Source organism: Nonomuraea sp. NPDC059007 (assembly GCF_042740555.1).
GTDB lineage: Bacteria > Actinomycetota > Actinomycetes > Streptosporangiales > Streptosporangiaceae > Nonomuraea.
In genome coordinates this window covers 1-26,432 of sequence record NZ_JBHYJD010000073.1, presented here as the reverse complement: position 1 = coordinate 26,432, position 26,432 = coordinate 1, and the positions used below count along the sequence as shown (strand labels likewise).

Here is a 26,432-nt window from a genome sequence, read left to right as displayed (position 1 = left end):
TACCCTTGACCGCCCCCGGCCTAGACATAGATCCTTACCCAATGACAACGGGGGTGTTACGAAACCCGGACTTCCTCCGATTCATGGGCTCACATCTGGCCAACGAGTTCGGAGCCAACATCGCACGGGTGGCCCTCCCCCTGGTCGCCGTGCTGTCGTTGCACGCGTCACCGCTTGAGGTGGGCGCGCTCGCAGCGCTGCAGTCCGCCGCGTTTCTGATCGTCGGTCTGCCCGCGGGGGTGTGGGTGGACCGCCTGCGCAAGCGCAGGGTGATGATGCTCGCCGACGCCGGCCGGTTCCTGCTGCTGAGCAGCATTCCGCTGGCCTCCGCGCTGGGCGTGCTGAGCATGCCGGTCCTCTACGCGGTCGCCCTGCTCGCCGGGCTGGCCCAGGTCTTCAACGACATCGCCGACCCGACGTACCTGCCGGCGCTGGTCGGCAAGGAAGAGCTCACCGACGGCAACGCCAAGCTGGAGGTCGTGCGCAACGGGGGCGCGCTGGCCGGTCCGAGCCTGGGGGGCGCGCTGGTGCAGTTGCTGGGGGCTCCGCGCACCATGCTGGCCACCGCTCTGGCCGCGCTGGCCTCCGTCGTCTTCCTGGGCACGATCAAGAAACCGGATGCGGCGCCCGTACGATCGGAACGTTCCCGGCTCCTGCCGGACATCGCCGCGGGGATGCGGGCCGTATGGAGTGACCAGGTGTTACGCGCGTTCCTCGCCGCGACAGCCGCGACCAACGTCTGCGTGAGCGCCGTGCTCAGCCTGTCGGTGTTGTTCCTGGCCACGGTGGTGCACCTGCCGCCCGGGTTCATCGGCGTGCTGCTCATGTCGGGCGCGGTGGGCGGTCTGCTCGGCGGCGTGCTCGGCGCCTGGCTGTTCAGGAGGTACGGCCAGGCCAGGGTCACCTGGCTGGCCCTCGCCCTCAGCTCGCCCTTCGGCCTGCTGCTGCCGATGACCGAGGCCGACTGGCGCGTCTCCTTCTTCGCGCTGACCTCGGTCGCCCTGTCCTTCGGCGGCATCCTCTACAACATCGGCGTGATCACCTACCGGCAGACGGTCATGCCGGAGAACATGCTCGGCCGCGTCAACGCCACGGTCAGGTTCATCGTCTGGGGCACGATGCCGGTCGGCGCGCTGCTCGGCGGCATCGTGGCCCATGAGATCGGCGTGCGCGAGGCGCTGTGGGTGTTCATGGCGGGGCGGCTGGTCTCGTTCGCGCCCCTGCTGTTCTCCCGGCTGCCGCGCATGCGGGACTTCGTGAAGGTTCAGGCCAGCTCGTAGACCGCCCCGCTGCGGGCCAGCTCGATCGGGCCGGCGAATCCGCCGGTCGAGGCCTCGTCGAGCACCCGCAGGCGGTCGTGCCACGGCACGAGATGGGTCAGCACGAGCCGGCCCACGCCCGCCTTGGCCGCGTGCTCGGCGGCCTGGCGGCCGGTCAGGTGCAGGCCTTTCGGCAGGTCGGGGCCCTCCAGGAAGGAGGCTTCGCACAGGAGCAGGTCGGCGCCGTCGGCCAGCCGTACCAGCTCCTCGGACTCGCCCGTGTCTCCGGAGTAGGCGACGCTGCGCCCGCCGTGGGCGGCGCGGAAGCCGTACGTCTCGACAGGATGGTTGACGCGCCCGGCCGTCACCGTGAACGGCCCGATCTCGAAGTTGCCCGGCGCCAGCGCGACGAAGTCGAAGGCGGTCTCCAGGCCCGGCTCCTCGGGCATGCCGTAGGCGGCGGCCAGCCGCCGCGACGCGTCCTTCGGCGCGTAGACGGGCACTCTCGGGTACGGCGCGGCCGGCCCGTAGGTGCGTGCCACGTGGTATCCGCACAGGTCGAGGCAGTGGTCGGCGTGCAGATGGGTGAGGCAGATGGCATCGACGTCATAGAGGTCGATGTGGCGTTGGAGCGCTCCCAGCGCTCCACTGCCGAAGTCGAGCAGCAACCTGAACCCCTCGGCCTCCAGCAGGTAACAGGAAGCGGGGCTGTCCGGGCCCGGGAAACTACCCGAGCAGCCGACGATGGTCACCTTCATGTGGGCCTCCCATAAGAGGTACTACCCCCCACGGGTGCGAGGTCGACCGCGTCGATCTCCGGCCCCAGGAAGCGCCGCCCGAGCTGGGCGAACAGGGTCGAGTCGCCGGTGGCGAGGAAGCGGTGCCGGGGGGTGGCGCCGTTCCCGGCCGCCAGGCCGCGGTCGTGCAGGATCCGGTAGACGTCCTTGGCCGTCTCGTCGGCGCTGGAGACCAGCGTGACGCCGTCACCGGCGACGTAGGAGATCGCGCCGGTCAGGAGCGGATAATGGGTACAGCCCAGGATCAGCGTGTCGCATCCGTCGTCCTGGACGGGCGCCAGGTAGCCGCGGAGCACCGCGATGAGCTCGTCGCTCATCGTCTCGCCGCGTTCGACGTACTCGACCAGGCGTGGGGCGGCCACTCCGGTCAGGCGCATGTCGGGTGCGGCGGTGAAGGCGTCGTTGTAGGCCATCGACTCGATGGTCGCTCGGGTGGCGATCACGCCGACCCGGCCGTTGCGGGTGGCCCGCACGGCCCGGCGGGTGGCCGGCTGGATCACCTCGACGACCGGGACGTCGTAACGCTCGCGAGCGTCGCGCAGCACGGCGGCGCTGGCGCTGTTGCAGGCGATCACGAGCATCTTGACGCCGGTCTCGACGAGGTGGTCCATCACCTCCAGGGCGTACTTGCGCAGCTCCGCGATGCGTTTGGGACCATACGGCTGGTTGGCCGTGTCGGCGACGTAGGTGACGGACTCGTGAGGCAGTTGGTCGATGATCGCCCTGGCGACCGTCAGGCCGCCCACCCCGCTGTCGAAGATCCCGATGCTCGCGTCTGGCACGCATTCGAGGGTAGGCGACCTGCCACGACTTCACCGCGTAAGAATGCTCACACTGTCACCCGCGTCCCACCCTGGCCAGTTGCCTCGACTGCGCCACCAGGCGGCCGGCCGAGTCCCAGACCTCGACCTCCTCGTCGAACCAGCCGTCGGAGATGAGGCGGCCGCTGCCGGCCACCGTCAGCCACCCAGGGGCGGGGACGGCGCGAAGGTGCCAGGTCAGGTCCACGGTGGGCGCCCAGCCGCGGTACCCGGCCGAGAAGACCACGGGCGGCAGCACGTCCACGGCCAGCGCCAGCACGTACGGGTCGGGGTCCTGCTCCTCGGCCATCCGGAAGTAGGCGCGCGACTCGGGGCGGCCGCTCGGCCGGCCGGACAGCCAGCCGATCGTGGGCGGGTCGAAGCGCAGGTCGAGCTGGGCGTTGAGCGTCATGCCCGACTCGGGCTTGGGATCGGGCAGCTTCCCGCAGTCCTCGATCGGGGGCAGCACGGGCGGCTTCTCACTGAAGCCGGGGTCGGCGCCCGCCAGCGTGGCCGTGGTGATCAGGGCCTCGATCTGCGGCACGTCGTTCTGGATCAGCCGCGCGCGGGCGAATCCCACGGTACGGCCGGCCTTGAGCGGTTCCACCAGAACCCGCGCCGGCCCCGGCACCGGAGCCTTGTGAAACTGCGCCGAGGTGCTCACCGGGTGCTCGAACGGCGAGGCGTCCACCGCGGCCCGCAGGATCACCGCCATCAGGTAGCCCCCGTTGAGCGGTCCCCCGATCGCGTAGCCGGGGTCGAGGCAGACGTCGTAGGTCTGGTCGTCGACTTTGATCGCCTGGGTCGCCTCGTCGAACTTGGTCATCCCGTTGCCACCTCAAGTCCGGAACTAAATTCTAGTAAACCCATACTCTAGGGCATCCCGCCTATCAGCGCGCCTACCTGCGTAAACGTGATTCTGGTGCGAGGGTCGCGCGCATGGCACTCACCGAGCTCATGGGGCAGTCGGTCTGGGATTCCCAGGGCATCTGGGTCGGACACGTCGTGGACGTACGCGTCGTCAAGAACAAAGGCGGCCTCCAGGAGAGCCACACGGTCTACGGGCTGGTGGTCTCGGCCATCCGCGGGCCGGTCTTCTTCGGACTGACCCGCGATCGCGAGGGGCGGTTCGGGTGGGTGTCCGAGGCGGTGGCCAAGGTCGTCTACACGGGGTGCACGTTCGTGCCGTGGGAGACCGTCGAGGACTACGGGGACGGTGAGGTGATCCTCAAGGCCCAGAAGAAGGAGCTTTCACGGGTGTAACACGATTTAGTCCATTGCAAGCGATCCGCTAGAGACATCCGATAACTTCCATGTGGTCAAAAATCCACCTTGTGAGTTGAGTGATGTCTGCGAATAATCCCCCGAGTGGCCAGGATCCGGATCGGACCACGGCATACCGCTGGAACGAGGAGCAGCAGCCGTACCCGCCGCAGCAGCCCTACCAGCAGCAGCCCCAGTACGGCCAGCAGCAGCCCTACGGTCAGCAGGCCGCTTACGGGCAGCAGCAGCCGTCCCAAGGCCAGCCCAACTACGGCCAGCCTGCCTACGGCCAGCCCTCATATGACCAGCCTTCATATGACCAGCAGCAACAGTACGGCCAGCAGCCCTACGGCGGCCAGCAGCCCTACAACCAGCAACAACAGCAGTACGGCGGCCAGCCCCAGCAGGGCGGCTGGCAGCAGGAGGGCCCCGAAGGTTTCGGCCCCTCGGAGCCGCCGGTCAAGCAGGGCGGCGGCAACCGCAAGGGCTGGATCATCGCCGGCATCGCGGCGCTGGCCGTCATCCTGTTCGGCGGCGGCACCGTCTACGCGCTGAGCGCCCTGGGCGGTGGTGGCACGCAGCCGCACGAGGTGCTGCCCGTCGAGTCCATCGCGTACATGCGACTGGACCTCGACCCCGCCGCCAACCAGAAGGTGGCGTTGTTCCAGCTGGCCAGGAAGTTCACCGTCACCAAGGACTCCTTCAAGGGCGAGGACCCGCGCCAGGCGCTGTTCGACGCGGCCAAGAAGGACGACGAGCGGCTGTCCAAGCTGGACTTCGCCAAGGACATCGACCCCTGGCTCGGCAGCCGGATCGGCGTCGGCGTCCTGCCGCCCGCCGCCGGCAAGAAGGACCCCGGCTTCGCCGTCGCCGTCCAGGTCAAGGACGAGGAGCAGGCCAAGGCGGGCATCGCCAAGCTCATGGGCGAGGAGAAGTACGGCCTGGCCTTCCGCGAGGACTACGCCATCCTGACCGAGAAGCAGGCCGACGCCGACAAGTACGCCACCGGCTCGACCAGCCTCGCCGACAACAGCGACTTCGGCGGTGACCTCGACGCCGTGGGCGAGCAGGGCGTCCTGTCCTTCTGGGGTCACGTGGGCAAGATCGCCCAGCTGGCCAAGCCGGACATGTCCCCTGAAGAGACGAAGGCGTTCGAGCAGGTCAAGAACGCCCGCTTCGCCGGCGCCCTCCGCTTCGACGCCGCCTACGCCGAACTGGCCGGCATCGTCAGAGGCGCCGACGGCCTGGTGAGCAGCGACCCCGAGTCGGCCAACCTCGCCACGCTGCCCGCCAGCACCGCAGGGGCGTTCTCCATCTCGGGCCTCGACCAGCTCATCACCAAGAAGTGGGCCGAGATCGAACAGTCCATGTCCGCCACACCCGGCGGCGCCCAGATGAAGCAGTTCGTGGAGCAGGCCAAGACCCAGTACGGCCTCGCCCTGCCCGACGACCTGGCCACCATCCTGGGCAAGAACCTGACCTTCGCGGTGGACGGCGAGGGCCTCGACGCCCAGCAGTTCAAGGCCGGCGTCCGCATCGTCACGGACCCCGCCAAGGCACAGGCCATCGTCGACAAGGTGGAAAAGGCGATCACCTCCCAGGGCCAGCCGGCTCCCAAGATCGCCAAGGTCCCCGGCGACGGCACCTTCACCCTGGCCACCACGGACGAGTACGCCAAGAAACTCGCCGAGGAAGGCGCCCTGGGCGACAGCGAAACCTTCAAAACCGCCATCCCAGACGCCGGCTCAACCAGCTACGCGATCTTCGTGGACCTGGACAAGGTAGAAAAGTTCTACCTGGAGTCCATGCAGGGCGACGACAAGGCCAACCTCCAGGTCCTGCGAGCCGTGGGCCTGAGCGGCAAACAAACCACCACCGAGGCCACCTTCTCCCTCCGCCTCCTGTTCAACTAGCAACCCAACCCAAGAAGGGGCAGCCACCCACCAAGGGTGCTGCCCCTTCCCCACACCCACATACGCATCACCCACACCCGACACCGACGCACACGCGACACCGCCCCGTCGCGTTTCAGCGCCGCAACGGCGAGACGGTGCACGACGCAGCCCGGCGCAACGCGCACGACGGCACCCCGCGCAGGACCCCACGCCCCGCACCACAGCACCACCCCGTCGCTCTTCAGCGCCGCAACGGCGAGACGGTGCACGGCGGAGACCGGCGCAACGCGCACGACGGAGACCGGCGCAGGACCCCACGCCCCGCACACACAGCACCACCCCGTCGCTTTTCAGCGCCGCAACGGCGAGACGGTGTACGGCGGAGCCCGGCGCAACGCGCACGGCGACCAAGCGACAGGACCTCAGGCACGACCCAAGCGACAGGACCACCGGCACGAAGCGACGCACACGCCCGCGCCCCACGAGGCGGCCACAACGCGGAACCCGCCCACAGCGCACCACCCCCACGCTTGTCAGCGCCGCAACGGCGAGACGGTGCACGGTGAGACCGGCGCCATGTGGGCGGTCGGCAAGGTGGGAAGCACGGTCCCGGTCAAGGGTGGCTTGTGGCGGCGGGGACCACGTGCGACGTGAGAAGCGCCCGACGATCGGCGCCGACCCGCGTCGGCGGGAGGCGCCCACGTGGCCCCGCCGTAAACTCACAAAAAGCTTGTGACTGAGAGAAAGATCAGGCCCACAACTGCCCGTCGAGGCGTTCCTCGGCCTCGTCGAGCGTGCCCTCGTACGCGCCGGTAGACAGGTACTTCCACCCGCCATCCGCCACCACGAACACCACGTCCGCCCGTTCCCCCGCCTTGACCGCCTTCCCGGCGACCCCGAGCGCCGCGTGCAAAGCCGCCCCGGTGGAAACCCCAGCGAAAATACCCTCCCCGGCCAGCAACTCCCGGGTACGCCGCAAAGCGTCCCCCGACCCCACCGAGAACCGCGTGGTCAGCACAGACTCGTCATAAAGCTCAGGAATGAACCCTTCGTCCACATTCCGCAGCCCATACACCAGCTCCCCATAACGGGGCTCGGCAGCGACGATCTGCACCCCCGGCACCCGCTCCCGCAGGAATCGCCCCACCCCCATCAACGTCCCGGTAGTCCCCAGCCCGGCAACGAAGTGCGTCACCGTGGGCAGGTCGGCGAGGATCTCCGGCCCTGTCGACTCGTAGTGGGAGCGCCAGTTGGCCGGGTTCCCGTACTGGTACAACATCACCCAGTCCGGATGCTCAGCCGCCAGCCCCTTGGCCACCCGGACGGCCTCGTTCGAGCCGCCGGCCGCGGGCGAGGAGATGATCTCCGCGCCCCACATCCGCAGCAACTGCCGCCGCTCGTCCGAGGTGTTCTCCGGCATGACGCAGATCAGCCGGTACCCCTTCAGCTTCGCCGACATCGCCAGCGAGATGCCGGTGTTTCCGCTGGTCGGCTCCAGGATCGTGCAGCCGGGCGTGAGCAGGCCGTCCTTCTCCGCCTGCTCGATCATCCACAGCGCGGGACGGTCCTTGATGGAGCCGGTGGGGTTACGGTCCTCGAGTTTGGCCCACACGCGCACCTCCGCGGAGGGCGAGAGCCGGGGCAGCCCGACGAGCGGCGTGCGGCCGACGGAGTCGATCAAAGATTCAAAGCGCATCGTGTACGGCTTCCGCCTCGGGCGCGCCCCCGGAAGGGGCGGCGCTAAAGGGATCTAGCTCGCGCCGCCGGCGACGGCGGGCAGGACGGTCACCGTGTCACCGTCGGACACGGGCGTGCCGAGACCGCCGAGGAAACGTACGTCCTCGTCGTTCAGGTAGACGTTCACGAACCGGCGCAGGGCGCCCTGGTCGACCAGGCGGTCCTTGATGCCGGGGTGCCGGGACTCCAGGTTGGCGATCAGCTCGTCGAGCGTGGCGCCCTCGGCGTCGACGGCCTTGGCGCCGTCGGTGTAGTTGCGCAGGATGGTCGGGATGCGTACCTCAATGGCCATCGCTGATCAGGTCTCCTCATGTCGGGATATGTCGGGGTGAGCGGGGGACCGTTCAGCGACAGTCGTAGACGACGACAGAGGGCGTGTGCGCGAAGAGGAAGCTCTGGACATGACGCACCCGCGCGGCGGCGGTGGCGGCGGTCCTCATGGGATAAACCTTACCTCTTCTTCGCTGATCTCCCCGTCGAGGATGCGGTAGGAGCGGAATTCCGTCTCGTCCTCTTCCCGGGTTGAGACCAGCACGTAATGGGCGTTCGGCTCGGCGGCGTAGCTCACGTCGGTACGTGAGGGGTAGGCCTCGGTGGCGGTGTGGGAGTGGTAGATCACGACGGGTTCCTCGTCGTTGTCGTCCATCTCCCGCCAGACGCGCAGCTGCTCCAGCGAGTCGAAACGGTAGAAGGTGGGCGAGCGCTCGGCGTTCTCCATGGGGATGAACCGCTCGGGTACCCCATTTCGCCCCGCGATGACCCCACACGCCTCGTCGGGGTGGTCGGCCCGCGCGTGGGCCACGATCCTGTCCACCAGTTCCTGCGAGATCGTCAGCATGGGGCGGAAACTACCAGAGTGCGCGAACCAGGCTGTCCTGCAGGTAGGTCAGCCAGTCGTAGGTGACGTAGGCCGGGTAGCGCGGGTCGTCCTCGGACATCATCGCGATCTCGTCGTGCACCTCTTCGGTGACCTCCAGCCGCGTGCCCAGCGCGAGCCGTACGTCGTTGAGCGAGCGCAGCCACGCCTGCGCCTGCTCGGGCGTGAGCTCGCTGCGGCCGGGCTTGGCCGTGTCCAGCATCGTCTGCGCGTCGGCGCGCTTGCCCTCGCGCAGCGTCGCCTCGGTGTAGCGGCGGAAGTCGGCCGCGTCCTCGTCGTCCTCGTAGGCGCTCGGGAACAGCCGCTTCAGCACCGGGTCCGAGGGCGCCTGCGCGGCGCCGATGCCGAGCGCCCGCTCCAGCGGGTCGTCGCTGGTGAGCCCCGGCTCGACCAGCCCGAGCACCTGGGAGACCAGCGACTTGAGTATCGAGACCTCGGCGGGCTCGAACTCGGCGATCACGCCGTCCTTGTGCGCGCTGAAGCCAGAGCTCACCGGTTCCGCCTCACTTCGCCGAGTCCGGCTGGAGCGTCGCCCACAGGCCGTAGGAGTGAAGAATCTGCACATCGCGTTCCATTTCTTCACGCGTGCCGCTGGAGACGACGGCCTTGCCCTTGTGGTGGACGTCCTTCATGAGCTTCTCGGCTTTTTCCTTCGAGTAGCCGAAGACGGTCTGGAAGACATAGGTCACGTACGACATCAGGTTGACCGGGTCATTCCAGACGATCGTCACCCATGGCAGATCGGGCCGAACGTCCGTTGACGGACGCTCGACGGCGATTGGAGCGGTGCTACCCACATCCCCGAGTCTGCCCTATCTGGGCCGTAGTCTTCGAGTCGTGACTATGACCATGAGCACTGCGTTGCTCACAGATCACTATGAGCTGACAATGTTGCAGGCCGCGCTACGCAGCGGCGCCGCCCATCGACGCGCCGTGTTCGAGGTCTTCGCCCGCCACCTGCCGGGCGGGCGTCGCTACGGTGTGGTCGCGGGCATCGGACGGGTGCTGGAGGAGCTGGAGCGCTTCCGTTTCGGCGAGGAAGAACTGGCCTACCTGCGCGACAAGCGGGTGGTGGACGAGTCGACTTTGGCGTTTCTCGCCGATTACCGATTTTCCGGGAGCGTGTGCGGTTATCGCGAGGGCGATCTGTACTTTCCGGCTTCGCCCATTCTCGTGGTCGAGGGCACGTTCGCGGAAGCCGTACTTCTTGAGACCCTGATCCTTTCGATTCTCAACCACGACTGCGCCATCGCCTCGGCCGCCTCGCGGATGGCCAACGCGGCCGGGGGCCGGCCGCTCATCGAGATGGGCTCGCGCCGCACGCACGAACGGGCCGCCGTCGCCGCCGCCCGCGCCGCCTATCTCGCCGGGTTCACCGCGACCTCCAACCTCATGGCCGGCCACGCCTACGGCGTCCCCACAGCCGGTACGGCCGCGCACGCGTTCATCCTCCTGCACGACTCGGAGAAGTCCGCCTTCGAAGCCCAGATCGCCTCCTTCGGCGCCTCGACCACGCTGCTGGTGGACACCTACGACGTGCCCGAGGCGGTCAGGACCGCGGTCGAGCTGGCAGGCAGCGACCTGGGCGCGGTCAGGATCGACTCCGGCGACCTGGCCGCCGCCGCCCAGGAGGTACGCGAGCAGCTCGACGCGCTGGGCGCCTTCAAGACCCGCATCCTGGTCACCTCCGACCTCGACGAGTACGCGATCGCCGCCCTGGCAGCGGCCCCCGTGGACGCCTACGGCGTGGGCACCTCGCTGGTGACCGGGTCGGGGGTGCCGACGGCGGCGCTGGTGTACAAGCTCGTGGCCAGGGAGACCGCGAGCGGCAAGCTGGAGCCGGTGGCCAAGCGCTCGGTGGGCAAGCCGTCGCGGGGCGGCCGCAAGCACGCCTACCGGCTGCTCGACGAGACCGGCCACTTCGAGACCGAGCTGGTCACCACGTCGGCGACGGAGGGCGCGGTGCCGGAGGGCGGCATCCCGCTGCTGCACCCGCTGGTCGAGGACGGCGCCGTCGTGGGCCGCGAGCCCCTGGACGCCGCCCGCGACCGCCATCGCGAGGCCATCGCCCGCCTGCCCCAGGATGCCCTCCACCTCGGACGGGGCTATGCGGCCATCCCCACGGAATTCGCCTGAAGTATCGTTCTTGGTATGAGCACGGCGCTGATCATCGTCGATGTGCAGAACGACTTCTGCGAGGGCGGCAGCCTCGCCGTGGCGGGCGGCTCGGAGGTCGCGGCGGCCATCACCCGCCACGTGGCCGACCACGGCTACGCCCACGTGGCGGCCACCCGCGACTACCACGTCGACCCAGGCGAGCACTTCTCCCTGTCGCCCGACTACGTGACCTCCTGGCCCGCGCACTGCGTGGCCGGCACCCCGGGCGCCGACTTCCACCCCGCCTTCGACGTGGCGGCGGTGGAGGAGGTCTTCAGCAAGGGAACGCACGAGGCGGCCTACAGCGGCTTCGAGGGCGCTTCGGGCGACGGCGTCTCGCTGGCCGACTGGCTCAACGCCCACGGCGTACACCAGGTGGACGTGGTCGGCATCGCCACCGACCACTGCGTGCGCGCCACGGCGCTGGACGCGGTCAAGCACGGGCTCGCGGTGACCGTGCTGCTCGACCTGACGGCCGGGGTGGCCCGCGCCACCACCGACAAGGCGATCGCCGACCTGACCGAGGCGGGCGCCAATCTGCGCGGGGCCCCAACGGTCCGTAGCTAGAGACTACGCAGAGTACACGTCATGTGATATCCAAGACGGCGACACCCCTCTGTCCGCGAACTCATACGGAGAGTCACCTCTCCTTGACCGTCTTGGGGTCTTTCATGCTCGCCATCTCCCTGGGCCTGGCATGGCTGGTGCTCGCGCCGCTCAGCCTCTGGGTGCTCTTCCGCGGCCGCAACCTCGCCAAGGCCGGCGCGGTGCTCACGCTCGTGCTGCTGGAGTCGGGTACGGTCGCCCTGGCCGACACCCTGGACCCGGAGCCGGTCGTGGTCTCCCACACCATGCCGCGGCCGGCGGCGTGCGCCGAGAGCACCCCGGTCCCCTCGACCGCCCGGGTGGTCGGGCGCCGCAGCCTGGAGCTGACCTGGCCGGCCTCGGCGACCGAGTGCGACACGGCGAAGGTGCTGATGCGCCCCAAGGGCCACCGGCTGCGCGTGTGGATCCACGAGGGCCCGCTGTCCGGCCGTCACCCCGGCGTCACGACCGTCCCGGTGCGCGTCGCCGACGGCGCCGCCTCCCTCAGGATCCCCCTGCCCAAGCCGGGGACCTACCGGGCCGTGGACGGCCGTACCGACAACCGCATCCCCGCCCCGGCCGCGCACTGAGCCCGACCCGCATCAAGCAGGAGGACGTTGGAGACGGGTCATTGTGTCGGGTGTCCCAAACGCCCGAAGCCGCGCGGCCCGTATCCCCCGGGCGCGCGCTGACGCGCGGGCCCGAGGCGGCGGATCAGGGCCGGTCAGCGGCGCTGGGTGGCCCAGGCGCGGATCTTGGCGATGCGTTCCTGGATCTGCTCGGCCGTGGCCTGGGCGATGGGCGGGCCGCCGCAGGCGCGGCGCAGGTCGTTGTGGATGACGCCGTGCGGCTGGCCGGTGCGGTGGTTCCAGGCGCCGACGAGGCCGTTGAGCTCGCGGCGCAGCTCGGCCATCTGCTCGTGCGGCGCCATCGCGGGCGCGGCGGTCTCGGCCTTCTTGGTCTTGGCGGCCTGCTGGTCGGACTGGCGCTTGCGCAGCAGGGTCGCGACCTGGTCGGGTTCGAGCAGGCCGGGCAGGCCGATGAAGTCTTCTTCCTCGGCCGAGCCGACCTCGGCGCCGGTGCCGAACTCGCCGCCGTCGAACAGCACGCGGTCGAAGGTGGCCGACGTCTCCATGGTCTCGAACGGCAGTTCGTCGCCCAGGACGTCGGGGTTGTCCTTCTTGCGGTTGGCATCCTGCAGGAGGGAGTCGTCGAGACCGTCCTCCGGGGGGCGCTTGTTGAGGATGTGGTCGCGTTCGAGCTCCATCTCGTTGGCCAGGCCCATGAGGGTCGGCACCGAGGGCAGGAAGACCGAGGCCATCTCGCCGCGCTTGCGGGCTCGCACGAAGCGGCCCACGGCCTGGGCGAAGAAGAGCGGGGTCGAGGTGGAGGTGGCGTAGACGCCGACGCACAGGCGCGGGATGTCGACGCCTTCGGAGACCATGCGGACCGCGATGAGCCAGCGGTCCTCCGACGCGGCGAACTGCTTGATCTTCTTGGAGGCGCCCGGGTCGTCGGAGAGCACGACGGTGGCGCCCTCGCCGCTGATGTTGCGCAGGTGGCGGGCGTAGGCGCGGGCGGCCTCGTGGTCGGTGGCGATGACCAGGCCGCCGGCGTCGGGCACGCCGCGCCGTACCTCGGTGAGGCGGCGGTCGGCCGCCTGCATCACCTGGCGGATCCAGTCGCCCTTGGGGTCGAGCGCGGCCCGCCAGGCCTGGGAGAGCTGGTCCTTGGTGAGCGGGGTGCCGAGGGTGGCGGCGATCTCGTCGCCGGCGCGGGTGCGCCACTTCATCTCGCCGGAGTAGGCGAGGAAGATCACCGGGCGGACGACGCCGTCGTCGAGGGCGGGGCCGTAGCCGTAGGAGTAGTCGGAGACGCTGCGCTTGAAGCCTTCGGCGTCCTCGGCGTACTCCACGAAGGGGATGGGGCTGTCGTCGGATCGGAACGGGGTTCCGGTCAGCTGGAGGCGGCGGGTGGCGGGCTCGAACGCCTCGCGGATGCCGTCGCCCCACGACTTGGCGTCGCCGGCGTGGTGCACCTCGTCGAAGATGATCAGCGTCTTGCGCGCCTCGGTGCGGGCGCGGTGGAGCGCCGGGTGCATGGCGACCTGGGCGTAGGTGACCGCGACGCCGATGTAGTCGCGTGAGGTGGCGCCCTGGCTGTTCTTGAACTCGGGGTCGATGTTGATGCCGACCTTGCCCGCGGCGTCGGCCCACTGGCGCTTGAGGTGCTCGGTGGGCGTGACGATGGTGATCGCCCGGATCACGCCGTTGGCCAGGAGCTCGCTGGCGATGCGCAGGGCGTAGGTCGTCTTGCCCGCGCCCGGCGTCGCCACCGTGAGGAAGTCACGGGGCTCGCGCCTGAAGTAGAGGTCGAAAGCCTCCTGCTGCCAGGCCCTCAGCTTGGGCGCGGTGCCCCATGCTGCCCTGTCGGGATAGGAGGGTGACAGATGGGATGCGGCGAACGTACTCACCGCATCACTCCTGGGGTTCGTGTGCTTCGCTCTCTCACAGTGACCCAAGAGTAATCGGGCTCACCGACAAGACGTGCCGTAGAACATGGATCCTGGCCAACCTCATCCTTGCGTGCTATTGGGCGTCACGCGGCTTATCGCACGCTCGCCATCACCGTGTCGAGGGCCTCGATTGAGGCGGTATCCGCTGGTTGGAGCAGTCCGACCAGCAGAACGGACCGCCCGGGTCGCGTGAGAAGAGTCACCCGCAAGTACGCCGGGCGGTTGACCACATCCCGATATTCGGCCCGCAGCGCGCGCGTGTATCCCTGGGGCAGGGCCCGGTCGTCGACGATGTCGACCTTGTCCCCTTTGAGGAGCAGCCGCGAGTAGAGCTGCGCGGTGTCGGCGACCATCGTGCGCGCCCCCTGCGCGGAGTGCGGTACGGCCCGCGCCATCACCACCCCCCGCTCCGACCGCGCCACCGAGGTGAACCCGGTGACCGGCGCCACGACCCCTTCCTGCCACCCCTGCGGCAACGTCAGCGTCACCTGGGCGACGGCGTCCACGAGCCGCCCCTGGACCGGCGGCGGGGTCGCCATCCTGAACACGACCACGACCAGCCCGCCGACCAGCCCAGCGGCCACCAGGAGCGCCAGCACGGCCCCCGCGCGCCTGCGCCAGAGCCGTCGGCGCACCGGGCTGGGCGTCGCCGGGCTGCCGTAGTAGCGGGCGGAGGGGGGCAGCGACTCCCACGGCGGCGGCTCGACGTCGCGGCCCGCCGTACGCCTGAGTGGGGGGTTCCACGGCTCGTCGGGATCGTCGGGCAGCGGAGGGGTGCCGCGCGGCGAGCCGGGCGGCCAGACGCGGTGATCGTCCTCCATGGCACCTCCTCGTCCCGCTGTCCTATCACTCCTCCCGCCGACGATTCCGGCGATCCGCGATCGCTGGGACGGGAGGGGAAAGTTAGGCGATTGAGGGGTACGGCGGGGCACGCGTCACCGGCGGGGGCACGATCAGTGCTTACCCGGCAACCCGCCCGCTCACTCCGCGCGATCAGGTCGCGGTGCGGGCCGAAAGGAGCGTCGCGGCCAGGGCGATGGCGGCCATGAGGCAGGAGATGACGATGAAGCCGGTCGCGATCTGTGAAGGGGCGTGGCCGATCATGTTCACCAGCGCGCCGCCCACGCCGATGGTCAGGGCGGAGCCGAGCATGTCGGTGACCGAGAGGGCGGCCGAGTTGGCGCCCTGCTCGTTGAGCGGCGACTGCTTGAGCGCGGTGACGCTGACCGTGGTCATGCCGATGCCCATGCCGAAGCCGGCGATGATCCAGGCGGGCACCGCGACCCACCCGGTGATGCCGGGGAGGACGGACAGCATGGTGAGGAGCACGCCGATCATCACGCAGAAGGCGCCCAGCCGGATGCGCCTGTGGGGCAGGGCGTCGCGGCGGCTCTGCAGGTAGGAGCCGGTCGACCAGCCGAGGGCGCCGGTGGTGAGCGCGATGCCGGCGGTGGTGGCGTCGAAGTCCTTGACCTCCTGCAACGCGAGCGGGATGTAGGCGTTGACGCCGAAGAAGGCGGCCGAGAAGAACCCGCGCATCATGACCGTGGTGGGCAGGCCCCGGCCGAAGCGCAGCGCGTGCGGCGGCAGCAGGCGGTACAGGCCGTACCCGAGCGCCGCCAGACCGGCCACGCCGATCAGGCCGCTCTCAACCGTGTGCTCCTGGATGCCGTAGAGCAGCGCGCCGGCGCCCACGGAAGCGCAGGTGGCCGCCAGCGCCATCAGGCCCGGCCGGGAGCGCGGGCCGGTCGAGGGGACGGCCTCCTCGGTGGACTTCCTGTTCAGGGCGGGGACGAGCATGACCAGCGCCGGCACGACGAGCGGGATGATGCCGTAGAAGACCCACTCCCAGCCGAACCGGTCGCCGACGAAGCCCGCGATGGCAGGTCCGACCATGGCGGGCACGACCCAGGCGGCCGACAGCCCGGCGAAGACCCTGGGACGCACCTCGGCGGGATAGACCCGGGCGATCATGACGAACAGCGCCACGATCGTGGTCCCGGCCCCCAGCCCCTGTACGGCCCGCGCCACGATGAACATCTCCTTGCTCACCGCCGCCCCGGCCAGCCCCATCCCGGCGACGAACAGCACCACGCCCACCAGGAACGGCATGGTGTAGCCGCGCCGGTCCGACCAGAGCCCCGACACCACGTTGGCGAACAGGCTGGCGATGAGGAAGGCGGAGAAGCTGATGCCGTACAGCGTCTCGGCGTGCAGGTCCTTGGAGACCTGGGGCATGACGACGCCGACGGACATGCCTTCGAAGGCGATGAGAGTGGCGACGAGGAGGATGCCGAGGGTGGCGGTGCGGTAGGCGGGCCCGAAGATACGGGGTGGGTCGACTGGAGCGTCCAGAGTCTTCGGTGCTGTCACCCCCATATCCTAGATGTCACCATTTTTCACTTCAAAGTAACCCCGGCGTTGCGGCCACAGCCCGGTAGCCAGCGAAGATGGCACCATGCGATCTTCCACCAAGCCCGAGCGGGCCGAGCCCGGCACTCTGCTGGGCGGCGGCTCGCTGCTCGCCGGACTCGCCGGCCTGGCCAGCGGCCCCGTCTGGGCCCTCGCTCCCGGCGGCTGGATGGCCGCCGGCTACGCGCCCAACCCGTTCAGCCTGATCGCCGGCCTGGTCGGCCTGCTGTTCGGACTCGGCGGGCTGCTCACGGGGCTGGCCACCTGGCGTACCGGCGGCAGCCGCGCGGGCGCGCTGCTCGCCACCGCCGGACTGGCCGTGTCCCTGCTGTCGTTCGTGTAGCCCCGTCAGGTCTCCGTGCCGCGGTAGGCCGCCCACATCTCGTGCATCCTGACCGCCTGGCCCTGCGTGAACTCCTGCATGCACCGGTCGTAGGAGTAGTCCATGAAGTTGCGGATCGGATCGGCCCCGCCCAGCGGGCAGGTGTCCTTGGCCCCCGGGCAGCCCTCGGTCGGCAGCGCCTCGGGGGGCGTGTCGTCCACGCCGTCACCGGGCTCCTCGCAGCCGTTCTCGAAGGTGTGGAACAGCCCGAGCCAGTGACCGATCTCGTGCACGCCGGTGAAGCCCAGGTCGAAGTTGCGCAGGGCGCCGCCGGGCAGGCTGCGCCAGTCGACGACGACGCCGTCCAGGCGCGGGCCGGAGGCGTACCAGAAGGGATAGGTCGAGAAGCCGAGCACGAGTTCGCTGAGCTGGCCGACGTAGAGGTTGAGCGTCTGCACGCCGCCTTTGCGCAGGTGGCCCTTCATCGCCGCCTCGTGACCCAGGGGGTCGCCGAACCAGGACGTGTTGCGGGTGAGCGTGATCCCGTCCAGGCGGAAGCGCACGCCGGTGTCGACGCCGCCGAGCCGCCCGCCGTACGCGGAGTTGAGCGCGGCGATCTGCGCGCGCACGGCGTCGTCTGGCGCCCGCCGACGGCCGTCGGTGAGCACGTGCACCCAGGTCGGGATCGTGATCGAGGTCGGCGGCTTGGTGTCGCCGAGCCGCTCGCCGAGTTCGGCGAGCACCTCACGCACCTGCCGCGGATCGGGCTCGCGCACGTGCGGCGCGCGCACGTCGGGCGGGCGCTCCCCCTTCAGCCGGGGTACGGCGGGCCGTTCGCAGGACGCGGCGGCAGCAGGGTGGTCGATCGGTGGCACGGCCGCGAGCAGGCACACCAACAGAACGGCGGTCGCACGCCGGGCCATGCACTCCCCCGATACGGCATGAGCAGGTCAGGACATCCCGACCGTAGCCCTACCGGGGGCGATCACCCGTGATCAACACTCACTGCTTGTCGTCGCCGTCGCCGCCGCCGATCGGCAGCCCCTCGTAGATCTCCTTGCACTCCGGGCAGACCGGGTACTTCTTGGGGTCACGGCTGGGCACCCACACCTTGCCGCACAGGGCACGGATCGGCGTGCCCGTCACCATGGCTTCGGTGATCTTGCGCTTGTCGGCATAGTGCGCGAACCGCTCGTGGTCCCCGTCGCCGTGCGAGGTCTGCGGCGCGGTTTTCTGCTCAGGGAGGATCTTCGTGCTCACCCCATCGAGTTTATGCCCGCGGGCAAGTGCCCACCCTCCCGGACCCGTACGGCACGCCGCCGCGGTAGCGAGGCCAGCCCGGCGATCCACCCGAGCACGATCCCCCAGAGCAGCCCGGCCACCAGCCCGCCGCCCAGATATCCCGCGTACGCGCCCAGCCCGGCCTCGGCCGAGATGGCGGAGACCGCGGCCCGCAGCAGGCCCGCCAGCGCCGTGCCCAGCACGAACGCACCCCAGGTGCCCCAGAATCCGCGCCGCGTACCGGCCACGACCGCGACCAGGACCAGTGCCGCGCCGACGTCGGTCAGAAGGAAGAGCCAGGGCGTCTCACCGACCGGCGTCACCCGCAGCCCCGGCAGCCCGTACGGCAGGCCCACGGCGGACGGCACGGCCAGATACCCGACCCGCGTCACCAGCCAGGTCCCGAACAGGCCGAAGAACAACGCGAGCAACGCGGTGACGATCGCCGGAAGGCTATTGCGACCAAAGCTCATGTTCGGCAGGCTAGCGGCCACCAAGATTGTGGCGGAAGACCCCAGACGCGGGGAACCCCTCAGATGCCGGAGTTCGATGAGATGAAGCGTGCGCGGTGGATCGCAGGTGCCGTGGTGGCCTTGGTCGTGGCCGGAGGCGGCGTCGCCGCAGCGGCGAGGGAGGCGCCGCAGCCCGCGCGGAGGTATGTGACCGACGACGCGGGACGGGCGCTGATTCTGCACGGGTTCAACACCGCCAGCAGCGCCAAGAGCACGCCGGACGGCCTGCCGAAGCTGACCGAGGCGGATGTCGAGCGCGAGTACCGGGACATGGGGACGAACTTCGTCCGCTTCCTGTTGCAGTGGCGGGCTGTGGAGCCCTCCCCCGGCACCTATGACACGAAATATCTGGACAAGGTGGCTGAGCGCATCGGCTGGTACCGCAAACGCGGCTACCACGTCATGCTCGACATGCACCAGGACCTGTGGGGCAACGGCATCACCCCCTCCAAGGTCGCCGGGAACGGCGCGCCCCAGTGGGCCACGTTCATGGACGGCCTGCCGGTCGCCACCGACCAGCCCACCTGGGAGATGTACTACCTGGAGCCCGGCGTCATCCGCGCCTTCGACCACTTCTGGAACACCACGGGCGAGCACCCCGAGCTCATGGACCGCTACGCCAAGGCCTGGAGGGCCGTCGCCGACCGCTTCAAGGACGACCCGGCCGTCATCGGCTACGACCTCATGAACGAACCCTGGGGCGGATCGGTGCAGGCCGCGGCGTTCGAGACCGGCCCGCTCGCCACCCTTTACCGCAAGTCCATCGCCGAGATCCGCAGCGTCGACCCCGACAGCTGGATCTTCCTCGAACCGCAGGCGGTCGGGGTCAACTGGGGCCTGCCCTCGGCGCTGCCCGCCTTCGACGACCCGCGCACCGGACCGCCGCGCATCGCGTTCGCGCCGCACCTCTACCCGCTCCCGCTGGACCTGGGCGACGACTACACCGCAGGGTCCAAGGAGTGGACCGACCGCACGCTCGGCTGGTGGCGCGACAACATCCTGCGCACGGCCGAGCGGATGAAGGCGCCGATCGTGCTGGGCGAGTTCGGGCTGGACATGACCAGGCCGGGCGCCACCGACCTGGTCGAGCGCATCCTCGACGTCACCGACGAGACCGCCATGGGCCGCGCCTACTGGTCGCGCGACGACGGACCCTGGGGGCCCTATGACAAGGGCAAGGCGGGGCCGCTGGTGGAGGCGTACGCGCGGCCGTACCCGAGGGCGGTGGGCGGTGTCCCGCTGCGGATCGCCTACGACGAGAAAGCGGTGAAGCTGACCCTCACCTTCGACGCCAACGAGACCGGCGCCACCGAGGTCTACCTGCCGGGCAAGGACTTCCCGAACGGCGGCAAGGCCTCCACGGGCGAGGCCACCTGGGATGCCGCCACGCGCGTGCTGACCGTCAAGACCAAGACCTCCGGCCGCCTCGACCTGGTCATCACCCCCAGATAGCGGTACGGCTCCCGCCGGGGCGGGAGCCGTACGCCGTCGATGAAGGGGTTGGTCAGCCGATGTGGACCGGCTCGCCCTCGATCTTGCGGCCCGAGCGCACGAACAACGCCAGACCGGCGGTGATCACCGCGACGATCGTGCTGACCGTGAACGCGGTGTGCATGCCGTCCATGAACGCCAGGTGCACGGCGTTGGTCAGCGCGTCGATGATCTGCTGCTCCATGCCCTGGGTCGCCTGCGGCGGGACGGTGCCGAACGCGGCGGCCTTCTCCAGGCCCTCAAGCTCCGCGGGCTTGAGCGCGGCGGCGGCCGGGCCGAGGTAGCCGGGCAGCTTGTCGGAGATGGTGCCGGCCATGACCGCGCCGAGGATCGCCGTGCCCAGCGCGCCGCCGACCTGCATGGCCGACTGCTGGATGCCGCCGGCCGCGCCGGACAGCTCCAGCGGGGCGTTGCCCACGATGATCTCGGTGGCGCCGACGAAGACCGGCGAGAGGCCGAAGGCCAGCAGCAGGAACGGCAGGCCGCTCTCGACGAACGAGGCGTCCATGCTGAGCTGCGACATCAGGAACATCGCCGAAGCGGTGATCAGCAGACCGACGGCCATGGTGATCTTCGGGCCGAGCTTGCCGATCGCCATGGCCGCCAGCGGCGAGGCGACGATCATGCCGGCGCTCATCGGCAGCATGCGCAGACCCGCGTCGAGCGGCGTCAGGCCGTGCACGCCCTGGAAGAAGAAGCCCAGGAAGAACATGGCGCCGAACATCGCGAAGGCCACCATCATCATCAGCACGGTGCCGATGGAGATGGACGGGTTCTTGAACAGCGACAGCGGGACCAGCGGCTGCTTGGCCCGGCTCTGCCAGAAGATGAAGGAGGCGGCGAACACGACGAAGACCGCGCCGAAGATCAGCGTCTTCGCGTCGGTCCAGCCCCACTCGGGAGCCTTGATGATCGCCCAGACCAGCGAGAACATCATGCCGGACAGCAGCACCACACCCGGCCAGTCGATCCTGGACAGGCTCGCGGCGCGGCTCTCCTTGATGATCACGAAGCCCATGATCAGCGCGACGATGCCGACCGGCACGTTGATGTAGAAGACCGACTGCCAGCTGACGTTCTCCACCAGCAGGCCGCCCAGGATCGGGCCGGCGGCGCTGGACAGACCGATGATCGCGCCCCACGCGCCCATGGCCTGGTTCAGCCGCTCCTTGGGGAAGGCCGAGCGCAGCAGCGCGAGCGCGGCCGGCTGCAGCAGCGCGCCGAACAGACCCTGGAGCACCCGGAAAATGATCAGCGCGGTGACCGAGCCGCTCAGCGCGATGGCCGCCGAGGTGATCGCGAATCCCGCGACGCCGAGCAGGAACACCCGCTTGTGACCGTAGATGTCACCCAGCTTGCCCGCGGTGATCAGGAAGACCGCCAGCGCGAGCAGATAGCCGTTGGTCACCCACTGCATGTCCGAGAGCGTCGCCCCCAGTTCGGCGCCCATGACCGGAGCCGCGATACCCATGACGGTGCCGTCGAGCATCACCATGATGACGCCCAGACACACCGCCAGCAGCGTCAGCCACGGATTCCCCCCGATAGCCGATTGAGCCCCGCCCGGGGGCGACGGTGCCTCCACCGTCGCCTTCGCGTGAGCCGCCATTCGAGTCCCCCTACGCTAGCCACCCCACATCGGGGCATAAGTAACCTAAGACTCAGGTAACTTATGTCATACGATGACAAATGACAAACGGGTTTTAATCGGCAGACGATGACTTATGTCATACTGTGACAGGAAGGTTTCGAGGGAGTGACGACTGTGGGACTGCGCGAACGCAAGAAGGAGAAGACGCGCCTCGCTCTTCTCGACGTGGCGCTCGACCTGTTCCTCGAACAAGGGTACGACGCCACCACCGTCGAGCAGATCGCGGGGGTCGTCGACGTCTCGCCCCGGACGTTCTTCCGCTACTTCTCCAGCAAGGAAGCCATCCCGCTGTGGTTCCACGAGCAGGGGGAGGAGACGATGACGGAGACCCTCAACGGCCGGCCGGAGGACGAACCGCCGTTCACCTCGCTGACACACGCCTTGCGTGCGGTGATTCACGACATGCAGGGCTCAACGCCCGAAGACGCCGAGCGGTTCCTCAAACTCCGCAAACTCTTCGAGAACAACCCGGCCCTCGTCGGCAAGTCCGTCGCCCGCGGCGCCGCGACCGAACTGCGCCTCACCGAGATCATCGCCCGCCGCCGCGGCGTCGACCCGGCCGACCAGCTCTCCCACCTCATCGTCGCCTGGGCCATGGCCACCATGCGGGTCGGCTTCGAGTGCCCCTATGAGCCCACGAACGTGCGCGCCATCGTCGAGCGCATGGAGCAGACGCTGGCGATCGCCGAGCGTTCGCTGAAGCCCGGCTGGGACGCCTAGTTCAGCGACGGGTCGTCCGGGCAGGTCGCCACGAACGCCAGCTCGCCCGGCTGCCGTCTGAGCACCCGCCGCCACAGCGTGCCGGGATCGTCATGGAAGGTGTCGCCGGACTCGGAGTCGACGACGTACCAGTGACCCTCGGCGATCTCCGTCTCCAGCTGGCCGGCGCTCCAGCCCGCGTAGCCGGCGAAGATCCGCATCTGCGCGATCTCGCCCTGCAGGATCTCCGGCGGCGCGTCCAGGTCCACCGTGCCGAGGCGGGAGACCGCCGGCGTGCCCGCGTGCAGGCGCCGCCAGCCCAGAGGCTCCTCCCCGCTCGGCACCGCCGCCAGCGCCAGCGCGCTGTCCGTCTGCACCGGGCCGCCCTCGAACAACACCGAAGGCCCGGTCACGAGCGGGTCCCAGACGGGTAGCACCTGCGTCACCGAGACGTCGCTCGGCCGGTTCAGCACCACGCCGAGCGTGCCGCCGTCGAGGTCGTGTTCCAAGATCAGCACGACGCTACGCCGGAAGTTCGGGTCGTCGAGCAGCGGAGTCGCCACCAACAACCCGCCCACGTAGATCGCCTCCGCCATACCTCCATCATGAGGGAGGAGTAGGCCATCCCGCTGCCCCGGGTTACTGATGTTACGCAGTGCTATCAAACGGGCACTGTAGGTAGCAAAGATCACCATGCTGGGGGAAGCTATGACCATTGGCACCCGCCTCACTCTGGCAGCACTGGCGGCCCCTCTGGGCGCATTGCTCCTCACCTCCGCGGCCTTCGCGGCCGAACGCCCGTCGCCCGACGCACCCTTCACCGTGAGCGTCAGCAGGCCGAACTGCGAGAACAGGACCGTCGAGGTCAGGCTCCGCAGCGTCACCGACTACCAGACCGACTTCCAGATCACCCGCGACGACGACACCGTCGACACCGGCACGCTCGAAGCCCGCCGCAACTACACCAAGCGCATCAAGCTCGGCCACCAGCGCCGCGTCGAGATCGAGACCTTCTACACCACCCAGGACTCGCGCGACAAACTCGTCTCCCGCGACCAGGTGAGCAACGACTGCGGCGGGAACCACCGCCGCGCCTGGGACCGCGGCCGCGAATGGGACGACTGCGATCGCGGCGAGCCCTGCTGGGACGACGAGGAGTGCGACCGGGGCGAGGACTGCTGGGACGACGAGGACTGCGATCGCGGTGAACCCTGCTGGGACGACGACGAGGACGACTGCCGCCGGGGCGACTGCGACGACGACGAACTGCCCTTCACCGGGCCGCCCGCCGACCTGATGGGCAAGCTGGCCACCGCCGGCGGGCTCGTCCTGACCGGCGGCATCGTCTGGTGGTACGGCTCGATCTGGCCCCGGCAGAACTACCGGCGCCCAGGCTCAACCCTCTAGCCCGAGGCCAGCCCATAGCCCAAGGTCAACCCCATAGCCCGGGGGCAACCCCATAGCCCGAGGCCAGCCCCTTAGCCCGACGCCCCTTAGCCAGGGGGACCCTCTGGCGGGGCCGTACCCTCACCCTCCCGTGAACGCACCCGCCCGCGCGCCCGCCAGCGCGCGGGCGGCGGCGCGCTCGGCGACCTTCTCGTCGACCGGCTCCCTGGTGACCAGCAGGCGGTAGTACAGCGGCGCGGAGACCGCCCTGATCACCTCCATCCCGTCGGTGCCCTCGGGCAGTTCGCCGCGGGCCACGGCCCGGTCCACCACCGGGGCCCAGGCGCGGATGCGGCGCAGGTAGAAGTCGCTCAGGGCCGTGGCCGCCGCCTCGTTGCCGGTCGCGGCGGCGATGACGGCCTGGAAGGTCGCGCCCAGGCGGGGGTCGGTGACCGCGCCCAGGACGTTGAGCGCGTTGGCCCGCAGGTCGCCCTCGATCCCGCCGGTGTCGGCATGCGGGGCGGAGGACTCGGCCAGCTCGGCCATCAGGTCGGTGACCAGGCCGGCGGGATCGCCCCAGCGGCGGTACACCGTCGTCTTGCCCACGCCCGCCTTGGCCGCCACGCGGTCCATGTTCAGGCCGTGGAATCCGCACTCCACCAGCTCGTCCTGGGTCGCCTCCAGTACGGCGGCGCGGGTACGCGCCGTGCGCCCGCCGGGGCGGACCGTTCCGGCCAAACGGGACTGCTGTTCCATTAAGGCTCCTTTGTGTGTTACCTTCGTGTCCATCTTAACGGAACGAATGACCCATTAAGGGGCTGAGATGACCGTACTCGCGGAGCGGACACACACGTCCGCCCGGATGACCGCCCGGCAGAAGCTGATCCTCGTGCTGCTGCTCGGCTCCCAGTTCATGCTGGCCGTCGACTTCTCCATCCTGAACGTCGCGCTGCCCGTGATCGGCTCGGGACTCGGGTTCGCGCTGGCGGACCTGCAGTGGGTGGCGACCACGTTCGCGCTGGCGGCGGCCGGATTCACCTTGTTGTTCGGGCGCATCGCCGACCTGTTCGGACGGCGGCGCCTCTTCCTGGCCGGGATGGCGCTGCTCGGGTTGTCCTCGCTGGCCGGCGGGCTGGCCACCTCGCCGGGCATGTTGCTGGCGGCCCGGGTGGCGCAGGGACTGGCCACCGCGATCGTCACGCCCGCCGGGCTCTCGCTGCTGACCACCTCCTTCCGCGAGGGGCCGCTGCGCGAGCGGGCGCTCGGGCTGAACGGCGCGCTGATGTCGGCCGGGTTCACCTCGGGCGCGATCCTCGGCGGGCTGCTGACCGACCTGCTCAGCTGGCGGTGGGCGTTCTTCATCAACGTGCCCGTGGCGCTGGCCGTGCTCCTGGCCGCCCCCGCCGTCCTGGCCGAGAGCCGCCAGGAGGAGCGGCCCAAGATCGACGTGCCCGGCGCGATCACGGTGACCGGCGGCCTCCTGGCCCTGGTGTACGGGCTGACCAGGGCTGGCGAGCACGGCTTCGCCGACCCGCTCGGGCTGGGCGCGCTGGCCGCCGGGCTGGTGTTGCTGGTGGTGTTCTGGTTCGTCGAGCGGCGCGCGGCGTACCCGCTGGTGCCGGTGTCGATCCTCGCCCGTCCCACCGTCACGTGGGGCAACCTGGCCGGGCTGCTCGCCTTCGCCACCGAGACCTCGCTGGTGTTCCTGCTCACGCTCTACCTGCAGAAGGTGCTCGGCTACTCGGCGCTGGCGACCGGGCTGGCGTTCGGGGTGCTCGGCGTCGGCACGGTCATCGGCGGTGTGGTCGCGCCCAGGGTGCTGTCCAGGGTCGGCAACCGGGGCGCGCTGCTGGCCGGGTTCGCGGTGCAGGGCGTGGCCACCGCCTCGCTCGGGCTGCTCGGCGCCTCGCAGGGCTGGATCTGGCTGCTGCTCGTGGCCACCTTCATCGGCGGCATCGGCAACATGGTGGCCATCGTCGGGTTCATGGTGACCGCCACCTCCGGCCTGCCCGACTCGGAGCAGGGCCTGGCCACCGGCCTGGCCACGATGACCCAGCAGGTCGGCATCACGATGGGCATCCCGGTGATGAGCGCCGTCGCCACCGCCGCGATGGGCACGGTCCTGCAGGGCGTGACAGTCGCCGTCCTGGTCAACGCCGCCCTGGCGCTGGCCGCCACCCTCATCCGCAGAGTCTGACGGAACGCGGCGGAACGCCGTGGCACGTACCGGAACGCCCTAGGAGCGACGGCGGGCAGCGGAGCCCGCCCGGCCTATGGAGCACGACATGCGCACTGGACCCCGACTGGCCGCCTTCTTCGCGGCCGGCGCCCTTTCCCTGGCCGCCCTCTCGGGGGCGGCCAACGCCGCGCCCGACAGCGCGGTGCTGGTCATCAGCAAGGTCACCAACGTCAAGTGCCTGGTCACCGTCAAGGGCCACGCCCACGTGGGCGCGACGGAGCGGGACAACCTGGCCATCCGCCTGTTCGGCGAGGACCTGTTCGGCGACGACGAGCTGGTCAGGGAGGGCCCCTTCTCCACCGCGCTCAACGGCGACTACTCCGCCGTGTTCACGGTGGCCTGCGCGGATCTCGACGAGGACCCGGTGGAGCCGGACAAGATCTTCGCCATCGTCCAGGTCTTCGACCGGTCCACGGGCGTCACGAAGAAGATCCGGTCGAACACGGTGACGGGCCTCTTCTAGCTGTTCTGTCCTGAGAGGTTAGGTACGCGGTTGGCGGGTGGTTGGCCGCCGAGTGCGGTGTGGCCGCGGTGGTGATTGTAGGCGTGTAGCC

General features: G+C 69.7%; 29 protein-coding genes. 12 read left to right on the top strand and 17 right to left on the bottom strand.

The window, feature by feature from the left end; genetic code table 11:
- Positions 1 to 83: 83 nt before the first annotated feature.
- On the top strand, positions 84 to 1,280 hold the full coding sequence (locus ACFWY5_RS53825; RefSeq protein ID WP_379609172.1) for an MFS transporter: 1,197 nt from the start codon (positions 84 to 86) through the stop codon (positions 1,278 to 1,280).
- Here ACFWY5_RS53825 and ACFWY5_RS53820 read toward each other — a convergent pair.
- The 3 genes from ACFWY5_RS53820 to ACFWY5_RS53810 are packed head-to-tail and all read right to left on the bottom strand — an operon-like array spanning position 1,265 to position 3,682.
- The gene (locus ACFWY5_RS53820; RefSeq protein ID WP_379639731.1) at positions 1,265 to 2,017 is read right to left on the bottom strand and encodes an MBL fold metallo-hydrolase; all 753 of its coding nucleotides are present in this window, start codon (positions 2,015 to 2,017) and stop codon (positions 1,265 to 1,267) included. The two genes, ACFWY5_RS53825 and ACFWY5_RS53820, sit on opposite strands and share 16 nt — an antisense overlap.
- Positions 2,014 to 2,838 (bottom strand): glutamate racemase, encoded by an 825-nt coding sequence (murI, locus tag ACFWY5_RS53815; RefSeq protein WP_379609169.1) that lies wholly within the window; start codon positions 2,836 to 2,838, stop codon positions 2,014 to 2,016. The genes ACFWY5_RS53820 and murI overlap by 4 nt, the downstream gene beginning before the upstream one ends.
- 55 nt (positions 2,839 to 2,893) lie before the next feature.
- Entirely contained in the window at positions 2,894 to 3,682 is a 789-nt protein-coding gene (locus tag ACFWY5_RS53810; RefSeq protein ID WP_379639730.1) for a thioesterase family protein, read from the bottom strand.
- A 113-nt stretch (positions 3,683 to 3,795) separates the two neighbouring features.
- Between ACFWY5_RS53810 and ACFWY5_RS53805 the strand changes: the two genes are divergently transcribed.
- Both ACFWY5_RS53805 and ACFWY5_RS53800 read left to right on the top strand, forming a co-directional pair.
- Positions 3,796 to 4,119 (top strand): hypothetical protein, encoded by a 324-nt coding sequence (locus ACFWY5_RS53805; protein WP_379609166.1) that lies wholly within the window; start codon positions 3,796 to 3,798, stop codon positions 4,117 to 4,119.
- Positions 4,120 to 4,202: 83 nt separating this feature from the next.
- Positions 4,203 to 6,032, top strand: a complete 1,830-nt coding sequence (locus tag ACFWY5_RS53800) for a DUF3352 domain-containing protein (protein WP_379639728.1) — start codon at positions 4,203 to 4,205, stop codon at positions 6,030 to 6,032.
- Between the two features lie 730 nt (positions 6,033 to 6,762).
- Here ACFWY5_RS53800 and ACFWY5_RS53795 read toward each other — a convergent pair.
- The 5 genes from ACFWY5_RS53795 to clpS all read right to left on the bottom strand — a co-directional run bounded on the left by ACFWY5_RS53795 (position 6,763) and on the right by clpS (position 9,425).
- Positions 6,763 to 7,710 (bottom strand): PLP-dependent cysteine synthase family protein, encoded by a 948-nt coding sequence (locus tag ACFWY5_RS53795; protein ID WP_379609163.1) that lies wholly within the window; start codon positions 7,708 to 7,710, stop codon positions 6,763 to 6,765.
- 54 nt (positions 7,711 to 7,764) lie between these two features.
- Positions 7,765 to 8,043, bottom strand: a complete 279-nt coding sequence (locus ACFWY5_RS53790; protein ID WP_157249969.1) for a MoaD/ThiS family protein — start codon at positions 8,041 to 8,043, stop codon at positions 7,765 to 7,767.
- A 144-nt stretch (positions 8,044 to 8,187) separates the two neighbouring features.
- Complete coding sequence (locus ACFWY5_RS53785) at positions 8,188 to 8,589, bottom strand: Mov34/MPN/PAD-1 family protein (protein ID WP_184965844.1); 402 nt, start codon at positions 8,587 to 8,589, stop codon at positions 8,188 to 8,190.
- Between the two features lie 10 nt (positions 8,590 to 8,599).
- The gene (locus ACFWY5_RS53780; protein WP_379609162.1) at positions 8,600 to 9,121 is read right to left on the bottom strand and encodes a DUF2017 domain-containing protein; all 522 of its coding nucleotides are present in this window, start codon (positions 9,119 to 9,121) and stop codon (positions 8,600 to 8,602) included.
- Positions 9,122 to 9,131: 10 nt separating this feature from the next.
- On the bottom strand, positions 9,132 to 9,425 hold the full coding sequence (gene clpS, locus ACFWY5_RS53775; RefSeq protein ID WP_184965848.1) for an ATP-dependent Clp protease adapter ClpS: 294 nt from the start codon (positions 9,423 to 9,425) through the stop codon (positions 9,132 to 9,134).
- Positions 9,426 to 9,471: 46 nt separating this feature from the next.
- Here clpS and ACFWY5_RS53770 point away from each other — a divergent pair, with 46 nt between their 5' ends.
- The 3 genes from ACFWY5_RS53770 to ACFWY5_RS53760 all read left to right on the top strand — a co-directional run bounded on the left by ACFWY5_RS53770 (position 9,472) and on the right by ACFWY5_RS53760 (position 11,960).
- Entirely contained in the window at positions 9,472 to 10,764 is a 1,293-nt protein-coding gene (locus ACFWY5_RS53770) for a nicotinate phosphoribosyltransferase (protein ID WP_379609161.1), read from the top strand.
- Positions 10,765 to 10,779: 15 nt separating this feature from the next.
- Positions 10,780 to 11,352 (top strand): isochorismatase family protein, encoded by a 573-nt coding sequence (locus ACFWY5_RS53765; RefSeq protein WP_379639727.1) that lies wholly within the window; start codon positions 10,780 to 10,782, stop codon positions 11,350 to 11,352.
- Between the two features lie 104 nt (positions 11,353 to 11,456).
- Positions 11,457 to 11,960, top strand: a complete 504-nt coding sequence (locus ACFWY5_RS53760) for a hypothetical protein (RefSeq protein ID WP_379609158.1) — start codon at positions 11,457 to 11,459, stop codon at positions 11,958 to 11,960.
- Between the two features lie 134 nt (positions 11,961 to 12,094).
- Here the strand turns inward: ACFWY5_RS53760 and ACFWY5_RS53755 are convergent, their stop codons facing one another.
- The 3 genes from ACFWY5_RS53755 to ACFWY5_RS53745 form a co-directional block, all read right to left on the bottom strand.
- Complete coding sequence (locus ACFWY5_RS53755; RefSeq protein WP_379639726.1) at positions 12,095 to 13,843, bottom strand: DEAD/DEAH box helicase; 1,749 nt, start codon at positions 13,841 to 13,843, stop codon at positions 12,095 to 12,097.
- A 134-nt stretch (positions 13,844 to 13,977) separates the two neighbouring features.
- Complete coding sequence (locus ACFWY5_RS53750; RefSeq protein WP_379609156.1) at positions 13,978 to 14,706, bottom strand: hypothetical protein; 729 nt, start codon at positions 14,704 to 14,706, stop codon at positions 13,978 to 13,980.
- Positions 14,707 to 14,878: 172 nt separating this feature from the next.
- On the bottom strand, positions 14,879 to 16,264 hold the full coding sequence (locus ACFWY5_RS53745) for an MFS transporter (RefSeq protein WP_379609155.1): 1,386 nt from the start codon (positions 16,262 to 16,264) through the stop codon (positions 14,879 to 14,881).
- Positions 16,265 to 16,343: 79 nt separating this feature from the next.
- Here ACFWY5_RS53745 and ACFWY5_RS53740 point away from each other — a divergent pair, with 79 nt between their 5' ends.
- Positions 16,344 to 16,640: a hypothetical protein gene (locus ACFWY5_RS53740; protein WP_184965858.1), complete on the top strand. Its 297-nt coding sequence runs from the start codon at positions 16,344 to 16,346 to the stop codon at positions 16,638 to 16,640.
- A gap of 5 nt (positions 16,641 to 16,645) precedes the next feature.
- Here ACFWY5_RS53740 and ACFWY5_RS53735 read toward each other — a convergent pair whose 3' ends face one another.
- From ACFWY5_RS53735 to ACFWY5_RS53725, 3 genes are all read right to left on the bottom strand, one after another.
- Positions 16,646 to 17,542 carry a zinc metalloprotease gene (locus ACFWY5_RS53735; RefSeq protein WP_379639725.1) on the bottom strand — a complete coding sequence of 299 codons (897 nt, stop codon included), beginning with the start codon at positions 17,540 to 17,542 and terminating at the stop codon, positions 16,646 to 16,648.
- 79 nt (positions 17,543 to 17,621) lie between these two features.
- Complete coding sequence (locus tag ACFWY5_RS53730) at positions 17,622 to 17,879, bottom strand: DUF3039 domain-containing protein (protein WP_379639724.1); 258 nt, start codon at positions 17,877 to 17,879, stop codon at positions 17,622 to 17,624.
- On the bottom strand, positions 17,876 to 18,373 hold the full coding sequence (locus ACFWY5_RS53725) for a hypothetical protein (protein WP_379639723.1): 498 nt from the start codon (positions 18,371 to 18,373) through the stop codon (positions 17,876 to 17,878). Before ACFWY5_RS53725 ends, ACFWY5_RS53730 begins: the two co-directional genes overlap by 4 nt.
- Before the next feature lie 63 nt (positions 18,374 to 18,436).
- Here ACFWY5_RS53725 and ACFWY5_RS53720 point away from each other — a divergent pair, with 63 nt between their 5' ends.
- Positions 18,437 to 19,864 (top strand): cellulase family glycosylhydrolase, encoded by a 1,428-nt coding sequence (locus tag ACFWY5_RS53720; protein WP_379609151.1) that lies wholly within the window; start codon positions 18,437 to 18,439, stop codon positions 19,862 to 19,864.
- A 52-nt stretch (positions 19,865 to 19,916) separates the two neighbouring features.
- Here the strand turns inward: ACFWY5_RS53720 and ACFWY5_RS53715 are convergent, their stop codons facing one another.
- Positions 19,917 to 21,512, bottom strand: a complete 1,596-nt coding sequence (locus ACFWY5_RS53715) for a DHA2 family efflux MFS transporter permease subunit (RefSeq protein ID WP_379609150.1) — start codon at positions 21,510 to 21,512, stop codon at positions 19,917 to 19,919.
- A 147-nt stretch (positions 21,513 to 21,659) separates the two neighbouring features.
- On the opposite strand from ACFWY5_RS53715, the gene ACFWY5_RS53710 reads away from it, so the two are divergent.
- Positions 21,660 to 22,274 carry a TetR family transcriptional regulator gene (locus tag ACFWY5_RS53710; RefSeq protein ID WP_379609149.1) on the top strand — a complete coding sequence of 205 codons (615 nt, stop codon included), beginning with the start codon at positions 21,660 to 21,662 and terminating at the stop codon, positions 22,272 to 22,274.
- Here ACFWY5_RS53710 and ACFWY5_RS53705 read toward each other — a convergent pair.
- Positions 22,271 to 22,849: a YqgE/AlgH family protein gene (locus ACFWY5_RS53705; RefSeq protein WP_379609148.1), complete on the bottom strand. Its 579-nt coding sequence runs from the start codon at positions 22,847 to 22,849 to the stop codon at positions 22,271 to 22,273. The two genes, ACFWY5_RS53710 and ACFWY5_RS53705, sit on opposite strands and share 4 nt — an antisense overlap.
- Positions 22,850 to 22,961: 112 nt before the next feature.
- Between ACFWY5_RS53705 and ACFWY5_RS53700 the strand changes: the two genes are divergently transcribed.
- Positions 22,962 to 23,660, top strand: a complete 699-nt coding sequence (locus ACFWY5_RS53700; RefSeq protein WP_379639721.1) for a hypothetical protein — start codon at positions 22,962 to 22,964, stop codon at positions 23,658 to 23,660.
- A gap of 120 nt (positions 23,661 to 23,780) precedes the next feature.
- Here the strand turns inward: ACFWY5_RS53700 and ACFWY5_RS53695 are convergent, their stop codons facing one another.
- Positions 23,781 to 24,395: a TetR/AcrR family transcriptional regulator gene (locus ACFWY5_RS53695; protein ID WP_379609146.1), complete on the bottom strand. Its 615-nt coding sequence runs from the start codon at positions 24,393 to 24,395 to the stop codon at positions 23,781 to 23,783.
- 67 nt (positions 24,396 to 24,462) lie between these two features.
- On the opposite strand from ACFWY5_RS53695, the gene ACFWY5_RS53690 reads away from it, so the two are divergent.
- Positions 24,463 to 25,836 carry an MFS transporter gene (locus ACFWY5_RS53690; RefSeq protein WP_379609145.1) on the top strand — a complete coding sequence of 458 codons (1,374 nt, stop codon included), beginning with the start codon at positions 24,463 to 24,465 and terminating at the stop codon, positions 25,834 to 25,836.
- Between the two features lie 88 nt (positions 25,837 to 25,924).
- On the top strand, positions 25,925 to 26,341 hold the full coding sequence (locus tag ACFWY5_RS53685) for a hypothetical protein (RefSeq protein ID WP_379639720.1): 417 nt from the start codon (positions 25,925 to 25,927) through the stop codon (positions 26,339 to 26,341).
- The last annotated feature ends 91 nt before the right edge of the window (positions 26,342 to 26,432 follow it).

Bases quoted from the DNA above. Each gene is read 5' to 3' on its own strand.
- ACFWY5_RS53825 (WP_379609172.1), top strand. From the start codon at position 84: ATGGGCTCACATCTGGCCAACGAGTTCGGAGCCAACATCGCACGGGTG.
- ACFWY5_RS53820 (WP_379639731.1), bottom strand. From the start codon at position 2,017: ATGAAGGTGACCATCGTCGGCTGCTCGGGTAGTTTCCCGGGCCCGGAC.
- ACFWY5_RS53810 (WP_379639730.1), bottom strand. From the start codon at position 3,682: ATGACCAAGTTCGACGAGGCGACCCAGGCGATCAAAGTCGACGACCAG.
- ACFWY5_RS53805 (WP_379609166.1), top strand. From the start codon at position 3,796: ATGGCACTCACCGAGCTCATGGGGCAGTCGGTCTGGGATTCCCAGGGC.
- ACFWY5_RS53800 (WP_379639728.1), top strand. From the start codon at position 4,203: ATGTCTGCGAATAATCCCCCGAGTGGCCAGGATCCGGATCGGACCACG.
- ACFWY5_RS53795 (WP_379609163.1), bottom strand. From the start codon at position 7,710: ATGCGCTTTGAATCTTTGATCGACTCCGTCGGCCGCACGCCGCTCGTC.
- ACFWY5_RS53790 (WP_157249969.1), bottom strand. From the start codon at position 8,043: ATGGCCATTGAGGTACGCATCCCGACCATCCTGCGCAACTACACCGAC.
- ACFWY5_RS53785 (WP_184965844.1), bottom strand. From the start codon at position 8,589: ATGCTGACGATCTCGCAGGAACTGGTGGACAGGATCGTGGCCCACGCG.
- ACFWY5_RS53770 (WP_379609161.1), top strand. From the start codon at position 9,472: ATGACCATGAGCACTGCGTTGCTCACAGATCACTATGAGCTGACAATG.
- ACFWY5_RS53765 (WP_379639727.1), top strand. From the start codon at position 10,780: ATGAGCACGGCGCTGATCATCGTCGATGTGCAGAACGACTTCTGCGAG.
- ACFWY5_RS53760 (WP_379609158.1), top strand. From the start codon at position 11,457: ATGCTCGCCATCTCCCTGGGCCTGGCATGGCTGGTGCTCGCGCCGCTC.
- ACFWY5_RS53750 (WP_379609156.1), bottom strand. From the start codon at position 14,706: ATGGAGGACGATCACCGCGTCTGGCCGCCCGGCTCGCCGCGCGGCACC.
- ACFWY5_RS53745 (WP_379609155.1), bottom strand. From the start codon at position 16,264: ATGGGGGTGACAGCACCGAAGACTCTGGACGCTCCAGTCGACCCACCC.
- ACFWY5_RS53740 (WP_184965858.1), top strand. From the start codon at position 16,344: ATGCGATCTTCCACCAAGCCCGAGCGGGCCGAGCCCGGCACTCTGCTG.
- ACFWY5_RS53735 (WP_379639725.1), bottom strand. From the start codon at position 17,542: ATGGCCCGGCGTGCGACCGCCGTTCTGTTGGTGTGCCTGCTCGCGGCC.
- ACFWY5_RS53725 (WP_379639723.1), bottom strand. From the start codon at position 18,373: ATGAGCTTTGGTCGCAATAGCCTTCCGGCGATCGTCACCGCGTTGCTC.
- ACFWY5_RS53720 (WP_379609151.1), top strand. From the start codon at position 18,437: ATGCCGGAGTTCGATGAGATGAAGCGTGCGCGGTGGATCGCAGGTGCC.
- ACFWY5_RS53715 (WP_379609150.1), bottom strand. From the start codon at position 21,512: ATGGCGGCTCACGCGAAGGCGACGGTGGAGGCACCGTCGCCCCCGGGC.
- ACFWY5_RS53705 (WP_379609148.1), bottom strand. From the start codon at position 22,849: ATGGCGGAGGCGATCTACGTGGGCGGGTTGTTGGTGGCGACTCCGCTG.
- ACFWY5_RS53700 (WP_379639721.1), top strand. From the start codon at position 22,962: ATGACCATTGGCACCCGCCTCACTCTGGCAGCACTGGCGGCCCCTCTG.
- ACFWY5_RS53695 (WP_379609146.1), bottom strand. From the start codon at position 24,395: ATGGAACAGCAGTCCCGTTTGGCCGGAACGGTCCGCCCCGGCGGGCGC.
- ACFWY5_RS53690 (WP_379609145.1), top strand. From the start codon at position 24,463: ATGACCGTACTCGCGGAGCGGACACACACGTCCGCCCGGATGACCGCC.
- ACFWY5_RS53685 (WP_379639720.1), top strand. From the start codon at position 25,925: ATGCGCACTGGACCCCGACTGGCCGCCTTCTTCGCGGCCGGCGCCCTT.